Below are 23,902 nucleotides of genomic sequence, written 5' to 3'. Positions count from 1 at the left end.
GTGATCGAGCCGGCGTCGGGGTGTAGAAAGGCGCGGGTGTGATCCAGTCGAATCCCAGGAGTCCTCCCATGTCGCAACCGCCCCAGCCCGGCGGCTACCCGTTCCCTCCGCAGCCGGGCGGTGACCCGCAGCAGCCTGGCGGGTTCCCCCAGCAGGGCGGGCATCCCCAGCAAGGCGGATACCCGCAGCAGCAAGGCGGATTCCCCCAGCCTGGCCAGCCGCAGCCGGGTCAGCCCCAGCCGGGTGGATACCCGCAGCAGGGTGGCTTCCCGCAGTCCGGTGAGTTCCAGCAGCAGGGCGGCTACCCCCAGCAGCAGCCGTACGGCCAGCCCGGCGGGTACCCGCAGCAGTACGGCCAGCCGTATGGCGCCCCGCAGAAGAAGAACAACAAGCCGTTGATCTTCGGTGCGATCGGCGTCGTGGTGGTCGGCGTCGTCGTCACCCTGATCCTGGTGCTCACCGGGGGCAGCGGTCCCCAGGCCACCACCGAGGCGCTCATCGACGCGTTCATCGACAAGGACGTCGCCGCCGCGAACGCCCTCATGTGCGACGCGAAGGACCATCTCCCGGCTGAGGCCTTCAAGGAGTCGTCGCAGTTCATCCCGACGGACATCAAGATCATCGATGTCCAGGAGAACGGCGACACCGCGAAGGTGAAGGTCGAGGCCACCATCGCCGGCGAGAAGGACACCAACACCTTCGACCTTCGCAAGAAGGACGGCGACTGGTGCGTCGACGACCTCTGACGTCGCGCCCTGTGAAATCTCGTCCGAGAATCTCCCTCCCGAGGGGGAGCTGACTCCCTCCCGGGACTCAGGTGCGGCGGCGGCGCCAACGCCAGGCTGACGGTATGACGACCACTCGACAGCTGGTGGGTCTCGGCGCCGTCGCCGCCACCTTTCCCTACCTCGCGCTCAAGCTGAACTGGATCTTCGGCGGCACCGTCGGCATCGTCGGCGCCGACATGGACGAGTTGCTGGTGGCGAACATCGCCACCGTGTTCATGGACCTGATCGTGCTGGTGACCGCCTTGGCGCTGACCCGGCCGTGGGGCCTGCGGTTGCCCGCGCCGGTGGTGATCGTGCCCATGTGGCTGGCCTCGGGCATGCTCGCGCCGATCGTCATCCTCGCCCCGCTGCTGCCCACCCTGCTCGGCGACGCTCCCGCCGATGACAAAGCGTTCCTGCAGCCCTGGGTGTTCGCCGTGGTCTACGGCGGTTTCGCGCTCCAGGGGGTGCTGCTGATGGCCGCGTTCATCCTCTACACCCAGGCGCGCTGGCCGCGGGTCTGGGCGGCTCACGACACCGACCCAGCCGACCCGCTCGCGTCGGGCCTGGCGCTCGTCGCGTCCGTGCTGGCGGCCGGTGTGGCGGCGGTGTACCTGTCGTGGGCCTTCGGTTCGACCCTGTGGGCGCCGCCCGGTCTGACCTCGACTCCCGGTGCGGGCGACAGCGTGACCATCGGCATCCACGGCCTGGCCGCCGTGCTCACCGCGACCGGCTTGACCTGGCTGGTCCGCCGCGCGCCGCGGGGGCGGTCGGTGGTGGTGCCGCTCGGCATGACGTGGGTCGGCGCGGGCGCGATGTTCGGCTGGGCCTGCTGGTCGCTGGTCACCCTCGGCACCCGCTTCGGCGGCGAGGACGTGTCCCAGCTGGTTGTCTACGTCCTCGTGCTGACAGCGCAGGTCACCGCCGCCGTGTTGGCCGCAGTGATCGCCGCCTACCGCGTGACCGGACTAGCGGATGAGGCCGATTCGGGTGGCGACCTGGCGGTAGCCGAGCCAGTGGTTGACGGCGAGCATGGGCGCGTTTCGGGCGTCCATCGAGGTTGAGGCTCGCACGATGCCCGCTGTCGCGGCCCTGGCCAGGGCGGTGGACTTCACCAGCCTGGCCAGGCCCCGGCCGCGGTGGCCGCGCACGGTCCCGGTCATCCCGGACCAGGCGCGGTCGCCGTCGGTCTGCACCGCGGTGAAGCACGCGACCTTGCCGTCGACCATGGCGGCGGTGCTCAGGTCGTGGTCGAGCATCGGCGCTGACCAGACCTCGGTCAACCACTCGTCGTAGTCGAAGGAGTCGATGGGAGCGAAGTTCGGCTCGTCGAGCGAGGCGGCGGTGTCCGCGTCGTAGACCAGCCGTGGGTCGACCGCTGCGATCGATACCACCTCCACGCCGGCGGGCGAGGGCGGGCACCGCGGCACGAAACGCGGATCCAGGCTCGCGTAGCGCATCTCGCGGGCGGGCGCGAAACCCTGTGCGACCGCGAAGTCCACCGAGTCGGCGGCGGCGAACACCTCCACCCGCTTCGCCCCGATGTCGGCCAGGTGGCCGTCGGTGCGCGAGAGCAGCGAAGAGCCGATGCCCGCCCGCCGGTGCGCCGGGTGGACGTGCAGGTTCAGGAACCCGACACCGGCCTGGCTGGTCCACGAGTTCAGCCCGCAAGCCGCCCAGCCGACGACAGCGTCATCCAAACAAGCCACCCAGATTGCCCCGCGCTGCGCGGGTGTCGGCTCGGCGATGTCCCGACGCAGTTCCGCGGCACTCATCACGAGGTAGGGAAAGACAGCTCGGCGCAGCGCGGCGGCCGATTCGGCGTCGTCGGGGTGGGCGGGCCGGACGGTGAAAGGCACGACTGGAAGCTAGCCGCGCGGCCATCCGACCCGCCACGCAATTACAGGCGCACGAGTGTTCGGGCGCCGCGGCCGGAGCGCATGTCCTCAAAGGCGCCCTCGATGCCGTCCAGGTCGGTGGTCGAGGTGACCAGGCTCGACACGTCGAGCTGACCGGAGCGGACGAGGTCGAGCAGGCGCGGGACGTCGACGTCGGGGTCGATCGAGCCGAAGACGCAGCCGCTGACCTTGCGGCCGAAGTAGTACAGCTCCAGCGCGCTGAACTCGACCTTCGCCTTGGCCGAGCCGACACCCACGATGACCAGGTGCCCGCCGCGCCTGCTCGACGACCACGCGGTGCGGATCGCCGCCGGGTGGCCGACGCACTCGAACGCGACGTCGGCGCCGCGGCCCTCGGTCAGCTTGCGGACCGCCTTCGCCGTGGTGTCGTCGGAGACGACGAAGTCGGTCGCTCCCTGCGCCAGGGCAAGGTCGCGCTTCGCCTCGGAGGTGTCGACCGCGACGATCGTCCCGGCGCCCGCGATCCGGGCGGCCTGCAGCACCGAGAGCCCGACGCCGCCGACACCGACGACGACCACGGACTGACCCGGTCGCACGGCGGCGGTGTTGAACACCGCGCCCGCGCCGGTCAGCACCGCGCAGCCGAGGACGGCGGCCTGCTCCAGCGGGATGTCGTCGGGGATCTTCACCGCGCCGCGCGCGGGGACGATGGTCTCCTCGGCGAACGCGCCCGCGCCGAGGCCCGGGTACAGCGCGGTGCCGTCGGCCAGTTCGGCGTGCGGGATCTCGGCGGCGTCGGCGGCCCGCTCACACAGCCACGGCTCCCCCTCCCCACAGAACCAGCACTCGCGGCACGGTGGCGCCCAGTTCAGCAGCACGTGGTCGCCCGGGACGACGTTCGTGACGCCCTCGCCGACCTCAAGGACAACCCCGGCGCCCTCGTGGCCCAGCACTGCCGGGATCGGCTGACGCAGCGTGCCGTTGGACAGCGACAGGTCGGAGTGGCACACACCGGCGGCCACGACCTTCACCTTGACCCGCCCAGGACCGGGGGCGGGCAGCGTGATGTCGGTGACCCGCATCGGCTTGCCCTGTTCGGTGAGAACAGCAGCCCTGACCATGACGCTCCTAGTGTTCTGCGCCGGAAATCCGGCGTCTTTATCGGTGGTCCAGGTTTTCGCTGGGCGTGCGGATGGAAGGTTCGCGTACTGGTTGTCCGTGGGCCTTTCGTCCGTGCGGTCAGCGGGAAGCTGGGCCGCCGAGAAAGATGTCGGATTTCCGGCGCAGGACACTGTGTTGGTGGATCGGTTCTATCCGAGTGTGCCGGACACGCTCGCGTGTCCTTTGAGCAGGTTACGGGCGATGGTGCGGCGCTGGATCTCGTCCGTTCCCTCATAGATGCGCAGCAGCCGCAGCTCCCGGTACCAGCGCTCGACCGGAAGTTCCCGGGTGTAGCCCATGCCGCCGTGGATCTGCAGGACCCGGTCGACGATCTCGTTGGCCTTGACACCGCCGTACAGCTTCGCGATCGACTGCGCCTGACGGGAATCCCGCCCCTGGTCGACCACCCACGCCGCGTGCAGCACCAGCCACCGCAGCGCCTCGATCTCCACCGCCGAGTCGGCGATCATCCATTGGATCGCCTGGTACTCCGCGATGGGCTGCCCGAAGGTGACCCGGGTGTTCGCCTGCTCGATGGCCATCCCGACCAGCCGCTCACACGCGCCGAGCGCGCGGGCGGGCAGGGCGTAGCGGCCGCGGCCGATCCACTGCATGGCCAGCTCGAAACCCTTGCCGACCTCGCCGAGGATGTTCTCCTGCGGGACGCGGACGTCCTCGAAGACCAGCGCCGCCGGTCCCCACTCCCCCATCGTGTCGATGGGCTCCGAACGCCAGCCCGCGTCACGGTCGACCAGGAAGCAGGTGACGCCGCCGTTGGCACCTTTCTCCTTGTCTGTCACCGCGAACACCATCGTGAAGTCGGCTTCGTTGCCTCCGGTGATGAAGGTCTTCTCGCCGTTGATGACCCAGTCGGTGCCGTCCTGCCTCGCCGACGTGCGGATCGCCTTGGCGTCGGACCCCGCGCCCGGCTCGGTGATCGCGAAGCAGGACTTGCGCTCGCCCGCGATCGTCGGCAGCAGGTAGCGCTGCTTCTGCTCGTCGTTGGCATGGAACAGGATGTTGTCGGCGTAGCCGCCGAAGCGGAACTGGACGAACGAGCGGCCCAGCTCGGCCTCGATCAGCGCCATCATCACCGCGCTCAGGCCCATGCCGCCGTACTCCTGAGGCGTCTGCACACCCCAGAAGCCGGACTCCTTCGCCTTGAGCTGCAAGGCTTTCAGCTCATCCGCGGGCAGCCCGGGCTGGTTGGCCCGCTCGCGGCGCAGCACCTCGGGCTCCAGGGGCATGATCTCCTTGCGGACGAACGTGCGCACCCACTCCCGGACTTCGCGTTCCTCGTCGCTCAGCGAGAAATCCATGCCCTGCTCCCTTGAACACGTAGACGAAGACTCAGCTGAATGCATTGACGCCGGTCAGGGCGCGACCGATGAGCAACTTCTGGATCTGGCTGGTGCCCTCGTAAAGCGTCATGACGCGGGCGTCGCGCAGGAACTTGGCGACCGGGTACTCGTCGAGGTAGCCGTAGCCGCCGAACACCTGGATCGCCAGATTGGCCGCGGACACCGCGTTCTCACTGGCGAACAGCTTCGCCATGGACGCCTCGGTGCCGAACGGCTTGCCGCGCTCGATGAGGTCCGCGACCCGCCAGACGAGCAGCCGGGCGGCGTCGGTGGCGACCGCCATGTCGGCCAGCATCTCCTGCACCAGTTGGTATCCGGCGATCGGCTTGCCGAACTGGGTGCGCTCCAGCGAGTACTTCACGCTGGCGTCGAGCGCGCCCTTCGCCAGGCCGACGCAGCCCGCGGCGACCGACATGCGGCCCTTGTCCAGCGCGGACATCGCGATCTTGAACCCGACACCTTCGTCACCGAGCCGCGCCGACTCCGGCACGCGCACGCCGTCCAGCACAAGCTCACCTGTGGACTGGCCACGCAGGCCGAGCTTGCCCTTGATCTCGCGGTGGGTGAAGCCCGCCGAGTCGGTCGGCACCAGGAACGCGCTGATCCCCTTCGGCCCGGGGCCGCCGGTGCGCGCGAAGATCAAGGAGACGTCGGCCCAGGTGCCGTTGGTGATGAACATCTTCGAGCCGGTGATGACGTAATCGTCGCCGTCGCGAACCGCCTTCGTGGCGAGACTGCCCGCGTCCGATCCGGTGTCGGGCTCGGTGAGGCCGAAGCAGGCCAGGGACTCACCGGAGCTGAGCCGGGGCAGCCAGTGCCGCTTCTGCTCCTCGGTGCCGTAGCCGGCGATGGACTTGCCGACCAGGCCGAGCGAGACGGAGACGATCCCCCGGATCGCCGAGTCGCCGCGGCCGAGTTCCTCCATCATCAGGCAGTACGACAGGTGGTCGCCGCCGGAGCCGCCGTACTCCTCGGGGATGGTCATGCCCAGGAACCCGATGGCGCCGAGCTTGCCCACGATCGCCCGGTCGACCTGCTCGCGGCGGTCCCACTCGGCGGCGTTCGGCACGACCTCCTTGTCGATGAAGTCGCGCGCCAGATCCCACAGCGCCTGCTGCTCATCGGTGAGAGCGAGGTCCATGACACTCCCGTTCGTAAACCGTACGGTGTTAGGTTTAGCCAGGATAGGATCGCCGAACCGTCCCGGCAACCACTGCCGGCAGTGACCTGGGAGACACACGTGCCACGGCCGAGCACCCCGCTCCTGAGCCGCGCCCGTATCCGCGAGCGCGCTTTGGCGATGGTCGACGCCGAGGGCCTGACCGGCCTGTCGATGCGGAAACTGGCAGGCGAACTGGGTGTGCAGGCACCGTCGCTGTACAGCCATTACCGCACGAAAGACGAACTGCTGCACGATATCGCGGACGAACTCATGTCCACAGTGGACGTCAGCGACTTCGCCGGAACGGACTGGGCGGCCGGGGTGCGCACCTGGGCCCGCTCCTACCGGGCGGCGCTGGCGGCCCACCCGAACATGGTCCCGGTGCTGGCCACCGGCCCGGCCCGCCGCGAGACCTCACTGGCCCGGGCCGACGCGGTCCATGGCGGCCTGGTCCGAGCAGGCTGGCCGCCGCGGTACGCCACGATGATCGGGGCGTCGACGAAGTACCTGGTGTTGGGGGCGGCGATGAGCTCGTTCTCCCGCGGGTTCGAGGACGACGTGCAGGTGTATGTGGACCGGTATCCGCACCTGGACCAGGCACACCGACTGCGCGACCACGCGGACGAGATCGACGCCGACAGCTTCGAGATGGCCTTGGACGCCTTCCTCGACGGCCTCAGCGCGATGCGGACCCGCTTGGCCGACCGCTGACCATCACCCCTCGACGATGTTGCGAACGACCGAAATCGAGCCGTCCGCCAGGTACCAATGGTCAGGGTGGTAATCGAGGTGCGCGTGCGCGGCCGCTCCAGCCTCCTCCGCCATGCCCCGGATGTCCTCGGCCAAAGCGTCCAGCGCCCCCCTGTCCCCGCTGACCCACAGCGCGTCGCCCCACTCGGCGACCTCGAAGCTGACCTTGGTTCCCGGGTCCACCCGCACGACAACCTCGCGGAGCACTCGCGCGTATGGCGCGGGATCCCCGTTCCACGGCGTGCGGATCGATGCGATGCCGTTCTCGATGGCGTCCGCCAGATCCCGCAGACCCACGCGACCGGCAGCGATGTCCACTTCGCCGCCGATCGAGGGCGAACACCGAATTTCCAGATCAGCTATCCGCATGGCCGGATGCTTCCGCTTTGACGGTGATCGCACCCATAATTTGATCAGGACGGGCCAACGTCGGTCTGGGCGCAAGGGGGAACACATGCCTCAGTGACGACGGGTCGCGCCACGGTCCGCGAACGCCGAGATAGCAGGCGCGTTTGCGGTGTTCGGCGCGGTTCTCACGGCCTTCATGATCTACACAACGGTTCGCGTTGTGATCGACGGCCCATCTCGCCTGGCCATGCTCGCCGTTGTCGCATTCACAGTGCTGTGGACCACGTTCTCCTGTCGGATGTTCAAACGCGGCATCTATGTCAGCGGACTCGGGGTGCGAACGCAGGAGTTCTTCAGCTCCCGAACCTTCCTTTGGGAGTCGATCCACAAATTCAGGATCCTTCACACCGACCCGATCCACTTCAGCGAGGAAGTGCTCATCGTGCTCCGAGACGGGTCGACCGTGCCGACACCCGTCCGATTCCCCGACGACCCGGACGTCACACCCGAGAACGTCGTCAAGCAATACTGGGCAGGCCCGACCGTATGCAGGATGGCGGTCGAGCGACTCATGAAGGAGTTGGCCCAGGCGCAAAGCCGAGCGGGCCACGACAGCTGACGGGGTCCCAGACTCAAGATCCACCGCTAATGTGAACTCCATTCACAACCGGGATGGAGTGGGCCATGGACGCGTTGATCTCCCGAAGGACCTTCGGCCGAGCAGTCGTCGGGGCAGGACTTGTCACCGCGGGCGTTTCGCTCAGCACCGCCACGGCCTCCGCCGCCTCATCCGACTGGATGGGCGGTCTGCCCGACAGCACCCTGCTCTCGCGCATCAGCATGCCGGGCACTCATGGCTCAGCGACCAGGGTCGGTGGGCCCGCGGTCGCGAATCAGGACCTCACGGTCGCCGAGCAGCTCCAAGTCGGGGTGCGGTTCCTCGACGCCCGCTGTCGGCTCATCAGCGGGTCGTTCGCGATGCATCATGGCGCGTACTACCAAAATCTCATGTTCGGCGATGTCGTCAACCAGTGCGCCGCTTTCCTCTCCTCGCATCCGAGCGAGACCATCCTCATGCGCGTCAAGCAGGAGTACTCAAGCGACTCCGATGCCGCGTTCGGCGCCGTGTTCGCTGACTACCAGCGTCGGTGGCCCACCCTGATGAAGACCGACGCGCACATCCCGACCCTCGGCCAGAGCCGCGGCAGGGTCGTCGTCATCTCCGACAACGGCGGCGTGCCCGGCATCGGCTGGGGCGGGCTCGACATCGCCGACGACTACGACATCCCCACCATCTTCGACCTCTACTCCCGCAAGTGGCCTGGCGTGCGGCGACACCTCGACGCCGCCCGGACAGCCAACTCGAGCAACCTGTTCATCACCTTCACCTCGTCCTGGGGCTGGGCCCTGTGGCCCCGGGACGCGGCCAACGCGATCGCGCCCAAGGTGAGCGGGTATCTGGGCGCGCTGAACCGGCAGTTGGTCGGGGTGGTGCCGATGGACTTCATGACCGCCGCGAAGGCCAGTCAGATCTACCGGCTCAACTTCTGACCCTCAGCCGACCCCGGCGCCGTGCAGGGCGACCCAGCGGCGCATCGAGTACTCGACCATCGTGATCAAGGTCTGCTTCGTCGACTGTCGGTCACGGGCGTCGCAGGTCACGATCGGGACTTCCGGGCCGATGGCCAGGGCGTCGCGGACCTCCTCCAGGTCGTGTCCCAGCACGCCGTCGAAGCAGTTCAGGCCGATGACGTACGGCAGGTTGCGCTCCTCGAAGAAGTCGATCGGCGAGAAGCAGTCCGCCAGCCGACGGGTGTCGGCCAGCACGACCGCTCCGATCGCGCCGCGGACGAGGTCGTCCCACATGAACCAGAACCGTTGCTGCCCGGGGGTTCCGAACAGGTACAGGATCAAATCCGAGTCCAGTGAGACACGGCCGAAGTCCATCGCGACCGTGGTCGTGGACTTGTTCGGGGTTGCCGCGAGATCGTCGATGCCCACGCTCGCGCTGGTCATCACCGCTTCGGTGGTGAGGGGCATGATCTCCGAGACGGAGCCGACGAACGTCGTCTTTCCCGCGCCGAAACCACCAGCCACCACGATCTTGACCGAGGTCAGCGTGGGGGCCGCCGAGTCCTCATAGCCGACGGAGTCCACTCAGTACCCTTTCCATCAACACCAGGTGGGCCTTGTTGGCACCACCGGTTGCGGTCTTGTGCACCGTGACCAAACCGAGCTGGGCCATGTCGCCCAGCAGGACTTTCGCGACGCCGAGCGGCGCGCCGAACAGGGTGGCCACCTCTGCGACCGACCGCGGTTCCTTGCACAGCGCCCCGATGGCGCGGTGTTCGGACTCCGCGAACGCGTTGGCGTCCGCGGCCCGGCCGCTTGTGGACACCATGGTCTCCACACGCAGTTCGAACGTGGACCGGGTGCGCCCGCGGGTCCAGGCATACGGGCGAACCATGGCGGCGTCTTCGACGGGGAGCGGCTCGACCGGAGCATGATCGGCCACCCCGGACTCGCCCAGGGGCCACTCCGGTTCCACGTCTCCGTTGTCCGCCACCGATTCCGCTGGTGGAGGCGGTTCTTCCAGTTCGGGCTTGCGGTGCTTCTTGCGGCCCCCGCCGAGCGAGAGTCCGTTCATCAGGTCGGCGATGGTCATTTCCGGAGCGGGTTCGCCCCACTGACTGGTCATGTCTCGGTCATGCGGGCTGCCCCACCATCCTCCCGGCAGCGCCTTGGAGGGCCGCGCGCAGTTCCGGGGTCAGGATCTGGCCGACGCGGTCGACCAGAAGGGTCATCTCGTAGGCGACCTGCCCGATATCACAGGTCGGTGCGGCGAGCACGGCCAGACAAGAGCCGTCGCCGATGGCCATGAGGAGCATGATTCCGCGCTCCATCTCGACCACGGTTTCCTTGACCTCGCCCGCGTCGAAACACCGTGCGGCGCCGGAGGTCAGGCTGATCAGCCCGGACGCGACGGCCGCCAACTGGTCGGCGCGGTCGACCGGCAGCCGGGCGGACGAGGTCAGCAGCAACCCGTCGGCCGAGACCACCACGGCGTGCGCCACCCCGGTGACTCGTTCCGCGAAGTCATTGACCAACCAGCCGAATTGGCTTGGCTTGGACTGCGTGGACGTCATCGTGCTCCATTCATGGGAAGGTCCGGGCTCAGACATCCGACCCGTGATCCTGTTCTCCTGCTTGGCGGGCAAGACTTTCGCGACCGCGGCCGACGCCGCGCTGCAAACTGCCGAGCCGGTCGCGCAGCGCGTCGGCGTCGCGCTCGACGCGCACCTGCGGGCCGGGCGCCGGGTCGAGACTGCCGGGCAGCAGCCGTTCGCGCGGCGTGCGCCGCGGGAGGCTGCCGTCGGTTGTGGTGTCCGAAGTGGACGTGGTGACCTGTTCGGCCGCGGCCCAGCCGGAGTCCGCGGCGAAACGCCACTGCGCGCCCCGCAGGTCCAGGCCGGGCTGGATCTCCGGCCGGCCGTGCGCGGGCCCGGTGTGGTGGGCGCCGCGGGCCCGGTGGACGCCGCGCTGGTAGTTCGACAACCGGGTCCGCAGGTCCTCCGCGTCGCGTTCGGCGACCGGCGGGGCGGTGGTGGCCTTGGGCTCGGCGCTGCCCGGCACGAGGTTGCGCCGAGGGGTCCGCCGGGGCAGTCCGGAGCGGGTGTAGTCCTCCGGCTCGGCCCGCGAAACCGCTTGCGCGGCCTGGAAACCCTGGTCGGCGGCGAAGTCCCAGGCCTGCGGCATGGCGACGTCGGCGGCGGTGGAGTTCGGGTCGTCGGTGACGGCGCGGAACCAGGCCGAGACCATCTCGTCGAAGATCGGCGTGGTCTCCTGGATGCCGCGGTCGACCGGGGCGCCGGGAGCGCGCTCGTAGATGACCGTGGTGTCCCACCAGCCGGTGGTCTCCGCGGCGGATTCCGGCAGGCTCGGAGCCACCGGGGCGGGCGGGGCGGTGTTCTCCTTGGCCTCAGCGGCCTTTGCGTCCTCGACCGGCACGACCGGGTCGAACAGGGCTTCCGCCGGGGCGTCCTCGGCCAGGCCGGTGGGGACCGGGTGGCTCGGCCAGGCCGCCTGCTCGGCCGCGGGCGGCTCGGGCAGCGGATCCATGGTGTCGACCGCGTCGCGCGGCACGGGGAACTGCTCGGGCAGCTGCGCGCCGTCGCCCCGGGTGAGCGCACTCAGCGCGTCGACGCCGCTGCGGATCGACCGCCGCGGCAGTCCGTTCGCGGTCGCGTTGCCACCCGAACCGTTGGTGCCGTTGACTTTCGACCCATTGGTCCCGTTTACCGAGGACCCGTTCACGGTCGAGCCGTTGACCCGCGAGCCGTTGACCGCAGAGCCGTTGGACCTGGGTCCGTTCCCCGGCTGCCCGCCGCCCTCTTGGCCGGTGCCTCCGGATCCATTGCCGTGGGCGTTGTCCGCGGGCGGGAGAACCTGGGTGGCGGGCGAGGAGGGCAGTGCGACCACATTGGACGTCACCAGCTCCGCAGGCACCACGACCGTGGCCCGCAGGCCGGACGGCGTCCCCGGCCGCAGCCGCACGTTGACGCCGTGGCGGGCGGCGAGCCTGCCCACCACGAACAGGCCCATCCGGCGGGACGTGGTGGCGTCGACGACGCCGTCCTCGGCGAGCCTTCCGTTGGCCTCGGCCATTTCGTCTGGCTTCATGCCGATGCCGCGGTCGCACACCTCGATGCGGACGGCGCCGCCTTCGGTGTGGTGACTGGAGATCACGACCTGGGTGGCGGGCGCGGAGAAGGCGGCGGCGTTGTCGAGCAGCTCGGCGGTGAGCCGGACCAGGTCGCCCACGGCGTAGCCGACGACCAGCACCGTCGGGGGCGAGGTGATGACGACCCGCTGGTACTGCTCGACTTCCGAGACCGCCGCGCGCAGCAGGTCGGACAGGCTCACCGGCTGCTGGGCCCGGCGGGCCTGGTGCTCACCGGCGACGCTGCCCGAGAGGACCATCAGGTTCTCGTTGTTGCGCCGCATCCGGGTGGCGAGGTGGTCGAGCTGGAACAGCGTGGCGAGCTGGTCGGCGTCCTCCTCGTCGCGTTCGAGCCGTTCGAGGAGCTGGAGCTGGCGCTGCACGAGCCCCTGGCTGCGGCGCGCGAGGTTGACGAACACGCCCGCGTAGTTGGCGCGCATTCCCGCCTGCTCGGTCGCGAGCCGAAGGGCCTCCTGGTGCACGGCGTCGAACGCCCGGGCGACCTGGCCGACCTCGTCGGCGGTGGCCACGGCGACCGGCTCGACGGTCGGCACCACCGGGTCCTTGCCGTCGCGGATCCGCGCCACCGCGGCCGGAAGCCCGCGCTCGGCGATGTCGAGGGCACCGCGCCGCAGGGCGCTGAGCGAGCCCAGCAGCTGCCTGCCGATGACGAACATGATCGCGGCGGCGAGCACCAGGGCGAGGATCAGCACGACGGAGGCGATGCCCGCCGCGTCGCTCGCCGAGTCCTGCAGTTCGGCGGACCCGTTCCTGATCTGCGTGCCGAGGGTGGCGCTGACATCGCTGAGCTTGCCGGAGACCAGATCGCTCGCGGTGTTCCAGTCCTGCCCGCCGATCGGCGGGGCCGCGCCCGGGCGCCCGCCCATGACGAGTTGGACCAGGTTGGCGCGGGAGGTGAGGTCGGCCTCGGTCAGCGTCCGGTCGTACTCGGCCTGCTGCGCCGGGTCGGCCAGGGCGCGGAAGTCGGCGGTGCGGTCGCCGAGGCGGGCCTCGGAGGCGCGCAGGGCGTCGATCTCCTGCCCGGTGAGGCCGCCGCGGGCGAGGCCGACACCGACCAGACCCTGTTGGTAGTACACCTCTTCCTTCGCCGCCTCGAGGTCGTGCAGGGCGCCTGCCGTGCCCGACAGGGCCGGGTCGGCGACCTCCTCGGCCGCGGCGCGGTCGAAGGCGATCAGCGAGCGGATCACCAGGGTGTAGCCGTCGAGCGCGGTGGGGCCGTCGATCTCCCTGGCGCCGACCCGGCCGCGCAGGACGTCGAGTTCGCCGAAGCGGGTGAGGACATCGGCGTAGCGGGCGCCGGTGGTCTCGCTGGCGTAGGACAGGCCCGCGGCCGCCTTGATCAGTTCGTCGCGGGCGCTGTCGGCCTGCCGCTGCTCGGTGAGCACCTCGAAGGCGATCTCACGCGAACCCGAGGTCAGCAGGACCGAGGCCTTGGTGCGCTCGCGCTGCAGCCAGGTGACGGTCTTGTGGAGGGTGTCGTTGACCGTGACGAGCCGGTCGATCTGCCGGTATGTGTCCGCGCGGTCGATCTGCGAACCGATCTGCAGGGCGCCGAGCACGATCGCGAACACGGCCGGGACCAGGGTGACCGCGGCGAGCTTGACCGGGATTCTCCAGTCACGCCACTGGCGGAGCACCGACCGGCCGGGGGTGGAGCGCGAACGCCTCACCCCAGGTGGGGAGTCGGGATTGGACACGATCTCGGTCACTCGCACTCCTCCGCGACGGACTCTGGTCGCCGTGGGAATAACAGCCTCACCGCGCCGTTCTCCTTCCACCACGAATCCCGGACAGCACAGGGCACAACGGGGAACCACATGCAGGTCACCACATCCACTGGGGACAACTCACCGAACCGCGTCAACCGAATGGCGTCGCGTCGTCTCTCCCCGGACATCGGCGACTTCGGCGAGAACTTGAGAGCACAGCGTACCGTCGTTCAGGCGATCATCAACCTTTTCCGATGCGACCGGACTGACCTGCATAAACACCTGAAACAGGGCTTTAACGACCGGCACGCGCGGCACTCACGACAGCATTTAGTCACACATCGAGTGGTATTTGGAACCTTAATCGCTCGATCGGGTTACATTGACTCCCGGGCGGCCCAGCGATCTTCGCCGCCACACCTCTCTTTGCTTCTACCTGCAACTACTCTGCCCCGACCAGCGTCCTGACCTCCACTTCGGCCCGTGATCACTCCACGATCGGTGACCGTCACCCTGCCGTGAGCCACGATGAACACGGGGCGTGATCATCCGGTTCACCGGGTCGTGTGAAGTACGAGATCCGGCCGTATCCAATTGCCGCCGCTATCGTTCCGTGATCCGCACCCCGAAATAGCACCGATCATTAGACGATCGCGCTAGTCGTGGTTAGTATGGCGCGGCCCGGTTCCCGCAATGCGGCGACGGGCACGCGACCATTCGGCGCGATATCGGTGGCGCCGCCGAAGGACCGACCATTCACCGACGCGAGTCATCCCACGCGAGTCACCCGACGCTTGCCACTCGCCTGCCACAGCAGTGACGGAGGAATGCAATGACCGAGGTCGTCCCGCCCCCTGTGCGCGCACGCGGTCAGCGCGCCGCGACATTCGGCGGTATCACCACCCCGGCCGGTCAGCCCCGACCGCCCGCCGGTCCCGACTACGCCGCGATCCACGCGAGCGCGGAGTTCACCGAGTTGCGCTCCCGGTTCCGCCGGTTCGTCTTCCCGATGACCGCGCTGTTCTTCGTCTGGTACCTCGCCTATGTCCTGCTTGCCGCCTACGCCAAGGACTTCATGAGCATCCGGCTGTTCGGCTCGGTCAACATCGCCCTGGTGTTCGGCCTGCTCCAGTTCGTCTCCACGATCGGCATCACCGCCTGGTACGTGCGGTGGGCCCGAACCCGGATCGACCCCGAGGTCGAGCGGATCCGTGTGCGGGCGGGGGTCGACGCCCGATGACGAACCTCGCCGCGAGCCAGGTGGGCGACCCGGTCCTCAACACCATCGTCTTCGCCGCCTTCGTCCTGATCACCCTCTACGTCGTCTACAAGGTCAGCACCCGCAACAGCTCCACAGCGGACTACTACGCCGCGAGCGGACGCTTCACCGGCCCGCAGAACGGCATCGCCCTGTCCGGCGACTTCCTGTCCGCCGCGTCGTTCCTGGGGATCGCGGGCGCCATCGCCATCAACGGCTACGACGGCTTCCTCTACTCCATCGGCTTCCTGGTGGCGTGGCTGGTCAACCTCCTGCTGATCGCCGAACTGGTCCGCAACACCGGCCGGTTCACCATGGGCGACGTCATCGCCTTCCGGATGCGCCAGCGCCCGGTGCGCGCGGCCGCGGCGACCTCCACGCTGGTGATCTCGCTGTTCTACATGCTCGCCCAGATGGCGGGTGCGGGCGCGGTCGTCGCGCTGCTGCTCAACGTGCAGGGCAAGGGCGGGCAGGCGCTCGTCATCGCGGTGGTCGGACTGATCATGGTCTTCTACGTGCTCGTCGGCGGGATGAAGGGCACCACCTGGGTGCAGATCATCAAGGCCACGCTGCTGATCCTCACGGTCGTGCTGATGACCGTGTTCCTGTTGGGCAAGTTCGGTTTCAGCATCACCGCGCTGCTCGACCAGGCCGCCGCCAACAACTCCAACGGGACCCGGGTGATCGACCCCGGCGCACAGTACGGCCGTACGCCGACCGCCACCCTCGACTTCATCTCCCTGGCCCTGGCGCTGGTCCTCGGCGCCGCGGGCCTGCCGCACGTGCTGATGCGGTTCTACACCGTGCCCAACGCGACCGAGGCCCGCCGGTCGGTGGTGTGGGCGGTCGGCGCGATGACCGTGTTCTACGGCGCCACACTGATCATCGGCTACGGCGCCTCAGCGCTCGTCGGTTCCGAGCGGATCCTCTCGGCCACCGGCCGGGAGAACGCGGCGGCGCCGCTGCTGGCCTTCGAGATCGGCGGCACGGTGCTGCTCGGCATCGTCGCGGCGGTGGCGTTCGCGACCATCCTCGCCGTCGTCGCCGGTCTCACGATCACCGCGTCGGCCTCGTTCGCCCACGACGTGTTCAACAACATCTTCCGCAAGGGCAAGGCGGACCCGGTCGCCGAGATCAAGGTCGCCCGGCTGACCGCCGTGGTGATCGGCGTGCTCGCCATCGTCGGCGGCATCCTCGCCAACGGGCAGAACGTCGCATTCCTGGTGGCGCTCGCGTTCGCGTTCGCCGCGTCGGCCAACCTCTCGACGCTGCTGTACTCGCTGTTCTGGAAGCGGTTCAACACCAACGGGACCCTGTGGGCGATGTACGGTGGCCTGGGCTCGTGCCTGCTGCTGGTGTTCTTCTCCCCCGTGGTGTCCGGGGCGCCGACGTCGATCATCTCCGGCGTCGACTTCCACCTGTTCCCGCTCACCAACCCGGGCATCGTCTCGATTCCCGTGTCGTTCCTGTGCGGCTTCTTCGGCACCGTGCTGAGCAAAGAGCAGGCCGACGTGCCCAAGCAGAAGGAGATGGAGGTCCGGTCGCTGACCGGCATCGGGCGGTAGTCGCCCGGCCACCAGCGGTCTCCGGGTTCGACGTGCCCGGGATGGTACGGCCACCATCCCGGGCACGGGCATGGCCAGGTCGTCGATTACCAGGTAGTCCAGGTATTACAGTGCACGCCGTGCTTGACGTTCCCCTGTCGGCGCCGGACACCCCCACCCGGCTACGCGCGTATCTCGATGATCACGCGCCGACGACGCCGTGCCTGCTGATCGACCTCGACGTGGTCCGCGCCAACTACCGGGCGCTGCGGGTCGCGCTGCCCGAGGCAGCGGTCTTCTACGCGGTCAAGGCCAATCCGGCGCCCGAAGTGGTCCGGGCGCTGGTGGCCGAGGGGTCGAGCTTCGACGTGGCGAGCACCGGCGAGATCGACCTGTGCCTGACGCAGGGCGCGGCGCCGGAGTCGCTGTCCTACGGCAACCCGATCAAGAAGGCCGCCGACATCGCCTACGCCTACGGCCTGGGCGTCCGGCGGTTCACCTTCGACTCCGAGGGCGACCTGGAGAACCTGGCCGTGCTCGCCCCCGGCTCCCGGGTGTCGTGCCGGTTCATCGTCGACGCCCCGCAGTCGGGTACTCCGTTCGGCCGCAAGTTCGGCTGTGCCCCGGACATGGCGATCCGGCTGCTGGCCCGCGCCGCGGATCTGGGGCTCGCGGTGGACGGCGCCTGCTTCCACGTCGGCTCGCAGCACACGGACCCGGCGGCGTGGGTGTCCGGCATCGCCGAGGCGGCCCGGATCGCGCGCGCGCTCGACGAGTGCGGGGTGCCGACCCGCTCTCTCAATATCGGCGGCGGCTTCCCCACCGGCTACGCCACCCCCGCTCCCCCGCTCGAAGTGCACGCCGCCGCGATCCGCGCGGGCGTCGCCGAGCACTTCGACACCGCGCCGGAACTGCTGATCGAACCGGGTCGCGCCGTGGTGGCGACGGCCGGTGTGATCAGAAGCGAAGTGGTGTTGGTCTCACGAAAGTCCGACACAGACACCCATCGTTGGGTGTACCTCGACATCGGCCGCTACTCGGGACTGGCGGAAACCGAGAACGAATACATCGCATATCGGCTGCTCACACCGCATCCGGCGACACCAGACGGTCCGGTGATCATCGCCGGGCCGACCTGTGACGGCGATGACGTCATCTATCAGCACACCAGTTACAGTCTCCCGCTGGCATTACGCGCGGGCGACCACGTCGACATCCTCGACGCGGGTGCCTATACGGCGAGCTACTCGTCGGTGTCATTCAACGGATTTCCGCCTCTGCCGACGCTGTTCGTCGGCTGATCACCCCCGCAGGAGGTTAGACAGATGTCGTACGACCCTGCGCCCGAACTGGGCGTCGGCTATTTCGCAGGCCGACACGTGCTCGCCGAGTTCGATGGCGTCGATCCGTTGTTGCTCGACGATCTGAGCTTCCTGCAACAGGCACTCGAGGAGTCGCTGAGCAAGGCAGGCGCGACGATCTGCGACGTCGTGTCCAAGCAGTTCGAGCCCCAGGGCGTGACCGTCCTGGCGCTGCTGTCGGAGTCCCACGCGTCGATCCACACCTACCCGGAGATCGGGTCGATGTTCGTCGACATCTTCACCTGCGGGGAGACCGCCGACCCCGAACTCGCCGTGGCCCTGCTGCGCGACCGCCTGGGCGCGCTCGAGGCCCGGATCAACACCATCCACCGGGGAAACCCGATTCCCGCGGAGCCCGCCCGATGAGCACCATCGTTGAACCCCTCGCCGAAGGCATGACCCGGGTCTGGGAGATGCCCGAGGTCCTGGTCGAGACCGACACCGACTTCCAGCACCTGGTGATCGGCAAGACCCACCAGGGCGTCAGCCTGTTCTGCGACAACGACCGGCAGAGCACCGAGTTCAGCCAGCTGACCTACCACGAGGCGCTGCTGGTGCCCGCCCTGCTGCTGGCCCGCAAGATCGAGCGCGTGCTCGTCGTCGGGTCGAGCGAGGGCGTCGTCAGCCAGATCTCGGTGGCGGCGGGCGCGTCGGTCGTCGACCACGTCGACATCGACCGGCGGGCCGTCGAGCTGTGCGCCGAGCACCTGCCCTACGGCTACACCACCGAGGAGCTCTCGGCGGCGGTCAAGGGCGAGGGCCCGGTGCGGGTGCACTACGCCGACGGCTGGGAGTTCCTGGCCCAGGCGGAGGCCGAGGGCGCGAAGTACGACATCGTCCTGGTCGACCTGCCCGACGAGCGCGCCGAGTTCGCCCAGCACAACCGCCTCTACGAGGAGGAGTTCCTCACCCGCTGCCGGGCCGTGCTGGCCGACGGCGGTGTCGTGGTGTGCCAGGCGGGCTGCCCGACGATGTGGCGCAACGAGACCCTGATCCGGTCGATGAAGCGCTTCGGCGACATCTTCGGCACCACGGTCTACTACGGGTCCGACGAGCACGAGTGGGCGTTCCTGTTCGGCATCGCCGATGAGGACGCGAACACCACCGAGCGGATGATCGAGCGGCTGGCGACCCTGCCGTATCGCCCGGAGACGATCGACGCGGACGCCCTGCGCGGCTGCACGATCCCGCCGTACCTGGTCCGCAAGGCCCTCTGACCCACCCGCGAGTCCCCACTTCCCGACGACGAGTTCTCAGTTGAAGTGAGAACTTGGTGTCGGGAGTTGGGGACTCGCGGGCGTCAGGGGACGCAGGTGAGGATTGGCGTGGGCACGGTTGGCCGTGCGGGTGAAGTGGTGGCTCCCGGGTACGGGGTCGTGGTGACGGGACACCGTGGAGGCGGCGGAGGCGGCGGGTCCGAGCCGGAGACCGAGAGGACCACGGCGATCCCCGCCACCACCGCCACGCCGACCGCCCCCGCGATCAGCGTGCGGGTTCCCGAGCGCGACGGCGGTGGCGGCAGCGGCCGGGACGCCGCGTAGGCGAGCTCCTCCGGGTGCGCCGTCGGCCGCTCCGAGACGGGCGACGCGGCTCGTGCGGGCGGGTCGAACTGGGCGGAGCGCTCCACCCGGAAGCCCTCCTCGTCGACCGTCGGGCCGGTAGTGCCCTTGTGGCCGCTTGTGCACCTCGTTTCCTTGCAGCACAGCGAAATCGTGGCCGACGGCGCTCACCGGCAGCAGGCGCACGATCCGTCGCGTGCTTTGGATCGTGACCAGGTCGCGGAATCCGTCGACGCCCATGAGCAGTTCGCGCACCATCTCCAACCGGGTGTTCTCGTCGGGGTGGAGCCCGTCGAGCAGGTCCCACTTGGTGATGACGAAGGCGATGGGTGTGCGGGCGCCCAGCATCGCGTTGATCATCGCGTCGAGTGATGCCTGCAGGAGCAGCATGCCTCGCTGATCGCCCTGGTGGGCTTGCAGCACCCGCAGTCCGTCGATGATCCCGATGAGAGCGTCGGCTTGGGCGATGGACTCGATCAGCCGGGCCTGCGCGGTGGAGCCCGGGGGCGTCGGGGTCGGTGAGGAGCTCACCGGGGTATTCGAGATAGCCCAGGGTGAACACGGGCTCGGCGCCGTCGTGGGTCGGCGCCATCACGCTGAACTCGAACTCCCGCATCTCGCCGCGGCGGGTGCCCCGAGGCCAGTCGTCGGCGGAGCTGGCGACCTGCTGGTACCAGCGGTTGAGCTCGATGAGCTGGTCGTAGGGCGCGCGCAGGTAGAACCCCCGCCCGCCGGCGTCTGCAGGCGGCGGTACATGCTGGTCAGCAGGAGCGTCTTGCCGGAGCCCTGCAGGCCGAGCGTCACGACCCGGAACTTGGGCAACAGGGTCCGCGGGAGGGTCGGTTCAGCCTTCTCCTGCCGCTTGGACAGCGCGTAGAGCAGCAGCCCCAAGCCGACGATCGCGGCGAGCACCAACGAGACGGAGTTGATTTCCACCGGGCTCACCTCCGCGTCTCCCCGTCATAAAGGAGACGCCAGATGGACGGCGGATACAGCGTCCGTTCGGGTGAGTCAGAGCTTCTCGCCAGCCCTCACCTTGTGCGTCACCTTGCGCTCGACGACGAAGGAGAGGAACGGGATCATGCCCGCGACCAGGACCATCAGGGTGCCCTTGACCGACCAGCGGGCCTTGAGCGCGAGGTCGAAGGCGAAGAGCAGGTAGACGGCGTAGAGGAAGCCGTGGGCCGGGCCGACGACGGCCATCGGGCCGGCGTTGTCGCCCACGTACTTGACCAGCATGGCCACGACCAGCGCGAGCAGCCCGACACCGACGATGTAGGCGAGCACCCGAAACCGGGCGAGCGCCCCGCGGATCCCCTTCGCCGCGACGGCCTGGGCCGGGTTCTCCTCGTCGGTCATGCTCATCGGTTCTCCTGGTCGTTCAGTGCGGCGAGATAGCGGTTGTAGGCGACGAGTTCGTCGTCGCCGTCGTCATCGGGGATGAGCTTGGGCCTCGGGGGCGGTGGTGGCGCGGGATGGGCGGCTTCGCGGTCGCGGAGTTTGCGCATCCGCCAGAACATGTAGGCGGGGGCGAGGCCGAAGAGCGGCCACTGCAGGACGTAGCCGAGGTTCTGGAACGTCCCATTCGCCGACTCGAAGCGTTGCCACTGCCACCAGGCGAGACTCAGGCAGGCGACGAGAGAGAGCACGCTGACCCCGATGACGAGGAGCCTGCGTGAGTAGTTGGATGTGTCGCCCACGGTGCCGATGGTAAACCTCGGTACCTGAGTGAGGGCCGTCACCTGGGGAGGAAGGCACTCCAGGCGGTCGTGGGAAAGGTGAGATGGGGGCCTTCGGAGTTCTTGGAATCGCGGACACCGACCAACTCGGGCTGGACCGCCACCTCGACACAGTCATCGTTGCCGCCGCCACCGCTGAAGCTGCTCTTCCGCCAGGCGATCTCCACACAGGCGTCATTGCCGCCCTGCCCACTTCGGGTGCTCTTCCGCCACGTCACATCAGAGAAGTCCGCGGTCATGGTTCGCCTCTCAGCCGGACTGGTAGCCACTCCCCACCCGCTCGATGAGGAGCATCGATTCCTCAGATGGGAGCGCCTGTGAGCGCAGGCGGGCGAACATCATCCTAGCTTCGGCGACTTCACTGACCCGCTCGATATGCGCAGCCCCGTTGGATAGGCGATGTAGGCGATGTCGTGATCCTCCCCTTCGGGGAAGCCCAGCACGATGAACGCCCCATCCATCCCGACGTGCGCGCCTGCCCCGAACGGCACCACTCGCAGATCCACGGTCGGGAGTTGGGCACGTGCCACGATGTGCGCGCACTGCGCGGCCATCAGGGCCCGCCCACCCACCTGCCGGTGAAGAACCGCTTCGTCGATCACCGCCTGGTAGTGGAGCGGGAAGTCCACATCCACCAAGCGCCGCTGCCGAACCCGCCGCGCCCGCACGTGGTTGGCAAGTTGCTCATCAGTCCAAGCCGCCGGGCCCGCCGCGAGCAACGATCGCGTGTATTCCTCGGTCTGGAGCAAGCCCGGCACGTTGATCACGCTGAACTCGCGAACATGGGAGGCCTCGGTCTCCATGTCGATGTATCCGCGATCCCGGATCCCGTACTGCGTCCACCATCCCGGCGGCACGGCCTTGCGCACCTCGTCCAACAGCTCACTGTCATAGCAGTCGTAGACATCCATCATCGACCTGGCGAGATGAACATCCATCTTGTTCGCGCCCGACTCCAGCCGCGCCAACGTGAACCGATTCATATCCAACGCCTTGGCCGCCACCTCCAGCGTCATCCGAGCACCCTCCCGCAGCTCCCGGATCCGCCGACCCAATCTCCTGCGACGGAACGGCGGAATCGACTTCGGTGACACCCGACTACCTCCCGTGTGCGAGCGATCACCCAATGATCCGGGTGCGCAGTGCACAACGCCCACGAGCACCGCTTACGGTCCGAGCAAAGCCGCCGGGATCACCGCGATCCCATCCGCCCGGCGGTAGGCGTGGGTGCCAGTGGTGACAACAGCCGCATCCAACAGATCGGTGCCGATGCGGTCGCGAAGCCAGTGAAGGTGCACGACGTCTCGGTCATCGACGGTGGCACTGAGTTTGACCTCGATCGCGACAACCTTGTGATCGTCTCGCTGGATGATGAAGTCCACCTCGTGACGCCCATCTATCGTCCGGAGGTGGTGCAGCGTGGCTTCATTAGCTTGCGCGTAGACGCGGAGATTCAGGGCGACCAAGGATTCGAACAACGCGCCAAGAAGAGTGCCGTCGCGCGGTATTCGTGGGCCGGTAACGTCTCCGGATAGCAGGGACTGATTGGTTGCACCGAGGAGGCGAGCCGCCAGCGCGGGGTCTGCGAGCTGATGTTTAGGCCCCTGGGCGAGCCGGCTGAATGGGTTGCGGGTGGGCAGCCAACTGGGAACCGGGTCGAGCAACCACAGCTGAGTCAGGACATCGCGGTAGGCGATCGTCGTGACCTTTGCGGGCTTATCACTGTCGCCGGGTGTCGCGGCGTCCAGGATCGCGCTGTATGACGCCGTAGTCGACGTGGCGGCCGCGTAAGCGGTCAGCCAGGCCCGCAAAGTGGCGGGCCGCCGCACAAGATGACCCTGTTCAGGGAAGTCGTGCTCGACGATCCGCGCCAAGTAGCCTTCGAGTTGAGCTCGTCGCGCACGGTCAGGCAAGTTGTGAATGCCGGGGAACCCGGACTTCAAGATCTCATGGGTGTACCGGGGCAGATCAATTGCCGTTTCCCCGTCGATCGGCGCTCCGCTGCCGGACAGCAAGTCACTCAAGCCGATCGAAGGTGTTTCGACACCGCGCTCCACCAACGCCATCGGCCGCATCCGAACCTGCACGATGCGCCCCGCCCCGGAGTGCGTCGGCGCGGTCACCGGCGTCGCACTTCCGGTCAGGAGAAACCGCCCGGGTGTGGGATCTTGATCGACGCTTCGCCGCACCAGGTCCCAGACGGCGGGATGCCGCTGCCATTCATCGATCAGCACAGGAGGGTCTGCCCGGTCGAGCCGCCCGGGATCGGCCATCAACAACTCTCGAGCGGCAGGGTCGTCCAGCGGGAAGGTCGTACGGGCGCGGCGTTGGGCTGTCGCGGTCTTGCCGACGCCTTTCGGACCTTCCAAAGTGATCGCGGGCAGCCCGGGGACAAGTTCATCGAGTTCGATGTCGACGACGCGGGGCACATAGCTGGCCATGCGGCCTACTGTACCGTTTGTGCGCGTCTTACGATACCATATGTGCACCATCTAGTGAACCATTTGTGCATCCAGTGGAATGCGCGAGCTTACCGTGCAAGGGCAGCTCGATCGTTAGGAACTATCGATTCAAACGGCAGGC

Annotated in this window: 27 protein-coding genes; 10 read left to right on the top strand and 17 right to left on the bottom strand. The window is 68.4% G+C overall.

The genetic code is table 11. The features are described from left to right. Positions 1-68: 68 nt before the first annotated feature. Positions 69-746 (top strand): Rv0361 family membrane protein, encoded by a 678-nt coding sequence (locus GPZ80_RS11740; protein ID WP_187220336.1) that lies wholly within the window; start codon positions 69-71, stop codon positions 744-746. A 104-nt stretch (positions 747-850) separates the two neighbouring features. After that, entirely contained in the window at positions 851-1,831 is a 981-nt protein-coding gene (locus tag GPZ80_RS11735; protein WP_187220335.1) for a hypothetical protein, read from the top strand. Here GPZ80_RS11735 and GPZ80_RS11730 read toward each other — a convergent pair. The 4 genes from GPZ80_RS11730 to GPZ80_RS11715 all read right to left on the bottom strand — a co-directional run bounded on the left by GPZ80_RS11730 (position 1,736) and on the right by GPZ80_RS11715 (position 6,289). Beyond that, a complete protein-coding gene (locus GPZ80_RS11730; protein ID WP_222719150.1) occupies positions 1,736-2,626 on the bottom strand; it encodes a GNAT family N-acetyltransferase in 891 nt (296 codons plus the stop codon). The two genes, GPZ80_RS11735 and GPZ80_RS11730, sit on opposite strands and share 96 nt — an antisense overlap. 41 nt (positions 2,627-2,667) lie before the next feature. Then, the gene (locus tag GPZ80_RS11725) at positions 2,668-3,747 is read right to left on the bottom strand and encodes a zinc-binding dehydrogenase (protein ID WP_187220334.1); all 1,080 of its coding nucleotides are present in this window, start codon (positions 3,745-3,747) and stop codon (positions 2,668-2,670) included. Positions 3,748-3,936: 189 nt separating this feature from the next. Next, positions 3,937-5,106: an acyl-CoA dehydrogenase family protein gene (locus GPZ80_RS11720; protein ID WP_187220333.1), complete on the bottom strand. Its 1,170-nt coding sequence runs from the start codon at positions 5,104-5,106 to the stop codon at positions 3,937-3,939. A gap of 31 nt (positions 5,107-5,137) precedes the next feature. Next, complete coding sequence (locus GPZ80_RS11715; protein WP_187220332.1) at positions 5,138-6,289, bottom strand: acyl-CoA dehydrogenase family protein; 1,152 nt, start codon at positions 6,287-6,289, stop codon at positions 5,138-5,140. 99 nt (positions 6,290-6,388) lie between these two features. Here GPZ80_RS11715 and GPZ80_RS11710 point away from each other — a divergent pair, with 99 nt between their 5' ends. Further along, positions 6,389-7,021 (top strand): TetR/AcrR family transcriptional regulator, encoded by a 633-nt coding sequence (locus GPZ80_RS11710; RefSeq protein WP_187220331.1) that lies wholly within the window; start codon positions 6,389-6,391, stop codon positions 7,019-7,021. Positions 7,022-7,024: 3 nt separating this feature from the next. On the opposite strand, the gene GPZ80_RS11705 is transcribed toward GPZ80_RS11710, so the two are convergent. Continuing rightward, positions 7,025-7,429, bottom strand: coding sequence for an Imm32 family immunity protein (locus GPZ80_RS11705; protein WP_187220330.1), 405 nt, complete (start codon positions 7,427-7,429; stop codon positions 7,025-7,027). Between the two features lie 175 nt (positions 7,430-7,604). On the opposite strand from GPZ80_RS11705, the gene GPZ80_RS11700 reads away from it, so the two are divergent. Both GPZ80_RS11700 and GPZ80_RS11695 read left to right on the top strand, forming a co-directional pair. Continuing rightward, positions 7,605-8,027 carry a hypothetical protein gene (locus tag GPZ80_RS11700; protein ID WP_187220329.1) on the top strand — a complete coding sequence of 141 codons (423 nt, stop codon included), beginning with the start codon at positions 7,605-7,607 and terminating at the stop codon, positions 8,025-8,027. A gap of 65 nt (positions 8,028-8,092) precedes the next feature. Then, positions 8,093-8,959: a phosphatidylinositol-specific phospholipase C gene (locus GPZ80_RS11695; protein WP_187220328.1), complete on the top strand. Its 867-nt coding sequence runs from the start codon at positions 8,093-8,095 to the stop codon at positions 8,957-8,959. 3 nt (positions 8,960-8,962) lie between these two features. Here GPZ80_RS11695 and GPZ80_RS11690 read toward each other — a convergent pair whose 3' ends face one another. From GPZ80_RS11690 to GPZ80_RS11670, 5 genes are all read right to left on the bottom strand, one after another. After that, positions 8,963-9,565, bottom strand: coding sequence for a GTP-binding protein (locus GPZ80_RS11690; RefSeq protein ID WP_187220327.1), 603 nt, complete (start codon positions 9,563-9,565; stop codon positions 8,963-8,965). Next, entirely contained in the window at positions 9,546-10,106 is a 561-nt protein-coding gene (locus GPZ80_RS11685) for a DUF742 domain-containing protein (RefSeq protein WP_187220326.1), read from the bottom strand. Before GPZ80_RS11685 ends, GPZ80_RS11690 begins: the two co-directional genes overlap by 20 nt. Positions 10,107-10,113: 7 nt before the next feature. Next, positions 10,114-10,554 carry a roadblock/LC7 domain-containing protein gene (locus GPZ80_RS11680; protein WP_187220325.1) on the bottom strand — a complete coding sequence of 147 codons (441 nt, stop codon included), beginning with the start codon at positions 10,552-10,554 and terminating at the stop codon, positions 10,114-10,116. 28 nt (positions 10,555-10,582) lie between these two features. Then, the gene (locus GPZ80_RS11675; protein ID WP_187220324.1) at positions 10,583-13,858 is read right to left on the bottom strand and encodes a sensor histidine kinase; all 3,276 of its coding nucleotides are present in this window, start codon (positions 13,856-13,858) and stop codon (positions 10,583-10,585) included. A 138-nt stretch (positions 13,859-13,996) separates the two neighbouring features. Then, the gene (locus tag GPZ80_RS11670; RefSeq protein WP_187220323.1) at positions 13,997-14,176 is read right to left on the bottom strand and encodes a hypothetical protein; all 180 of its coding nucleotides are present in this window, start codon (positions 14,174-14,176) and stop codon (positions 13,997-13,999) included. A gap of 514 nt (positions 14,177-14,690) precedes the next feature. On the opposite strand from GPZ80_RS11670, the gene GPZ80_RS11665 reads away from it, so the two are divergent. From GPZ80_RS11665 to GPZ80_RS11645, 5 genes are all read left to right on the top strand, one after another. Then, positions 14,691-15,098 carry a DUF485 domain-containing protein gene (locus GPZ80_RS11665; protein WP_187220322.1) on the top strand — a complete coding sequence of 136 codons (408 nt, stop codon included), beginning with the start codon at positions 14,691-14,693 and terminating at the stop codon, positions 15,096-15,098. Beyond that, positions 15,095-16,681, top strand: coding sequence for a monocarboxylic acid transporter (locus GPZ80_RS11660; protein WP_187220321.1), 1,587 nt, complete (start codon positions 15,095-15,097; stop codon positions 16,679-16,681). Before GPZ80_RS11665 ends, GPZ80_RS11660 begins: the two co-directional genes overlap by 4 nt. A 110-nt stretch (positions 16,682-16,791) precedes the next feature. Beyond that, positions 16,792-17,961 (top strand): type III PLP-dependent enzyme, encoded by a 1,170-nt coding sequence (locus GPZ80_RS11655; protein WP_312880263.1) that lies wholly within the window; start codon positions 16,792-16,794, stop codon positions 17,959-17,961. A 24-nt stretch (positions 17,962-17,985) separates the two neighbouring features. Next, positions 17,986-18,387 carry an adenosylmethionine decarboxylase gene (gene speD, locus GPZ80_RS11650; protein ID WP_187220319.1) on the top strand — a complete coding sequence of 134 codons (402 nt, stop codon included), beginning with the start codon at positions 17,986-17,988 and terminating at the stop codon, positions 18,385-18,387. After that, positions 18,384-19,238 carry a spermidine synthase gene (locus GPZ80_RS11645; RefSeq protein ID WP_187220318.1) on the top strand — a complete coding sequence of 285 codons (855 nt, stop codon included), beginning with the start codon at positions 18,384-18,386 and terminating at the stop codon, positions 19,236-19,238. The genes speD and GPZ80_RS11645 overlap by 4 nt, the downstream gene beginning before the upstream one ends. A 36-nt stretch (positions 19,239-19,274) precedes the next feature. Here GPZ80_RS11645 and GPZ80_RS32665 read toward each other — a convergent pair whose 3' ends face one another. The 7 genes from GPZ80_RS32665 to GPZ80_RS11615 all read right to left on the bottom strand — a co-directional run bounded on the left by GPZ80_RS32665 (position 19,275) and on the right by GPZ80_RS11615 (position 23,760). Next, a complete protein-coding gene (locus GPZ80_RS32665; RefSeq protein WP_246476979.1) occupies positions 19,275-20,111 on the bottom strand; it encodes a hypothetical protein in 837 nt (278 codons plus the stop codon). Between the two features lie 60 nt (positions 20,112-20,171). Continuing rightward, entirely contained in the window at positions 20,172-20,516 is a 345-nt protein-coding gene (locus GPZ80_RS32660) for a hypothetical protein (RefSeq protein ID WP_246476978.1), read from the bottom strand. A 75-nt stretch (positions 20,517-20,591) separates the two neighbouring features. Continuing rightward, positions 20,592-20,945: a DUF3817 domain-containing protein gene (locus GPZ80_RS11635; RefSeq protein ID WP_187220317.1), complete on the bottom strand. Its 354-nt coding sequence runs from the start codon at positions 20,943-20,945 to the stop codon at positions 20,592-20,594. Beyond that, the gene (locus tag GPZ80_RS11630) at positions 20,942-21,280 is read right to left on the bottom strand and encodes a hypothetical protein (RefSeq protein ID WP_187220316.1); all 339 of its coding nucleotides are present in this window, start codon (positions 21,278-21,280) and stop codon (positions 20,942-20,944) included. Before GPZ80_RS11630 ends, GPZ80_RS11635 begins: the two co-directional genes overlap by 4 nt. 38 nt (positions 21,281-21,318) lie before the next feature. Further along, complete coding sequence (locus tag GPZ80_RS11625; protein WP_187220315.1) at positions 21,319-21,558, bottom strand: DUF397 domain-containing protein; 240 nt, start codon at positions 21,556-21,558, stop codon at positions 21,319-21,321. Between the two features lie 99 nt (positions 21,559-21,657). After that, positions 21,658-22,413 carry a DUF5753 domain-containing protein gene (locus GPZ80_RS11620; protein WP_187220314.1) on the bottom strand — a complete coding sequence of 252 codons (756 nt, stop codon included), beginning with the start codon at positions 22,411-22,413 and terminating at the stop codon, positions 21,658-21,660. A 72-nt stretch (positions 22,414-22,485) separates the two neighbouring features. Beyond that, complete coding sequence (locus tag GPZ80_RS11615) at positions 22,486-23,760, bottom strand: ATP-binding protein (RefSeq protein ID WP_187220313.1); 1,275 nt, start codon at positions 23,758-23,760, stop codon at positions 22,486-22,488. Positions 23,761-23,902 lie beyond the last annotated feature (142 nt).

It is taken from the genome of Actinokineospora xionganensis, assembly GCF_014323725.1.
Lineage (GTDB): Bacteria > Actinomycetota > Actinomycetes > Mycobacteriales > Pseudonocardiaceae > Actinokineospora > Actinokineospora xionganensis.
This window is presented reverse-complemented; position numbering and strand designations above follow the sequence as displayed.